Annotated in this window: 3 protein-coding genes; all 3 read left to right on the forward strand. The window is 70.0% G+C overall.

What is annotated here, in order from left to right:
- Nucleotides 1-64 precede the first annotated feature (64 nt).
- The 3 genes from JSX79_RS18015 to JSX79_RS18025 are packed head-to-tail and all read left to right on the forward strand — an operon-like array spanning nt 65 to nt 1,034.
- On the forward strand, nt 65-535 hold the full coding sequence (locus tag JSX79_RS18015) for an Asp23/Gls24 family envelope stress response protein (protein WP_070418042.1): 471 nt from the start codon (nt 65-67) through the stop codon (nt 533-535).
- The gene (locus JSX79_RS18020) at nt 532-723 is read left to right on the forward strand and encodes a DUF2273 domain-containing protein (protein ID WP_070418041.1); all 192 of its coding nucleotides are present in this window, start codon (nt 532-534) and stop codon (nt 721-723) included. Before JSX79_RS18015 ends, JSX79_RS18020 begins: the two co-directional genes overlap by 4 nt.
- Nucleotides 720-1,034, forward strand: coding sequence for a hypothetical protein (locus JSX79_RS18025; RefSeq protein ID WP_092385865.1), 315 nt, complete (start codon nt 720-722; stop codon nt 1,032-1,034). The genes JSX79_RS18020 and JSX79_RS18025 overlap by 4 nt, the downstream gene beginning before the upstream one ends.
- Nucleotides 1,035-1,108: the final 74 nt, after the last annotated feature.

The raw sequence follows: 1,108 nt of genomic DNA on the forward strand, positions 1-1,108 counted from the left end.
GCCCCGTCTCATCCGTGAACAGCAACCGCTGGGAACGCCCGGCGGGTCAACGGAAGGAACGAACATGGCTGACACCACGACCACCACGACTGCTTCGGCTGCGACGGCTTCGGGGGTCGCTCGGAACACGGGCACCCACACCGGCGGCGTCACGGGCAAGACCACGATCGACGACACCGTCGTGTCGAAGGTCGCCGGGATCGCTGCGCGTGAGGTGAACGGGGTGCACTCCCTCGGCAACGGTGCGGCGCGTGCGATCGGTGCGATCCGTGACGCGATCGGGCAGCGTGACTTCGGGCAGGGCGTCAAGGTCGAGGTCGGCGAGAAGCAGGTCGCCGCGGACATCGTGATCGTCGCGGAGTACCCCGTCGCCCTGCAGCAGGTCGCTGACGGTGTCCGCGCCGGTGTTGCTCGTGCGTTGGAGCAGATCGTGGGCATGGAGGTCGCCGAGGTGAACGTGACCGTGCAGGACGTGTTCATCCCGGGTGACGACGACGACAAGGACGACGAGAAGAAGGAAGCGCGAGTCGCATGAGCAACACACTGATCGGAGCCCTCATCGGGGCGATCCTCGCCGTCGTGGCGTTGCAGTTCGGGTTCTGGGGCTTCGTGCTCGTGGTCGTGTTCGGTGCCGTCGGGGCTCTCGTGGCCGCGCTGGTCACCGGCCGCATCGACCGGGGTGCCCTCGCCGACGTGCTGACCGGACGCCGGAGCTCCCGGTGAACGCCGGCCCGGACGTCCCGGGCCGTGTCGAGATCACCGCTCGCGCACTGACCTCGCTGGCGCGGGCCGTCGCAGCCGAACGGCTCGGCGCCCCCGCCAAGCGGGTGCGCGTCGGTCTCGGCGACACCTCCGGCGCGCTCGCGCTCGACATCACCGGCCCCATCGCCGCGGGCGACGACATCGTCACCCGCACCGCCCGGGTCGCGGACGAGGTCAAGGGCCGTGTCGGGGAACTCACCGGCCGCCGCGTCGGTAGTGCCCACATCGAACTCACCGGGATCGTGCGCGAGCACCAGTCCCGGATCGCCTAGGAGGCCATCATGAGCAACGGTTCCGTCGAACGACGCATCCGTCGCCGGAGCGTGCACCGCTCCCGCTCGACCGC

The sequence above is a fragment of the Curtobacterium sp. GD1 genome (assembly GCF_020882855.1).
Lineage (GTDB): Bacteria > Actinomycetota > Actinomycetes > Actinomycetales > Microbacteriaceae > Curtobacterium.

Excerpts from the sequence above, each read along its gene's own strand:
- JSX79_RS18015 (WP_070418042.1), top strand. The coding sequence starts at position 65 with ATGGCTGACACCACGACCACCACGACTGCTTCGGCTGCGACGGCTTCG.
- JSX79_RS18020 (WP_070418041.1), top strand. The coding sequence starts at position 532 with ATGAGCAACACACTGATCGGAGCCCTCATCGGGGCGATCCTCGCCGTC.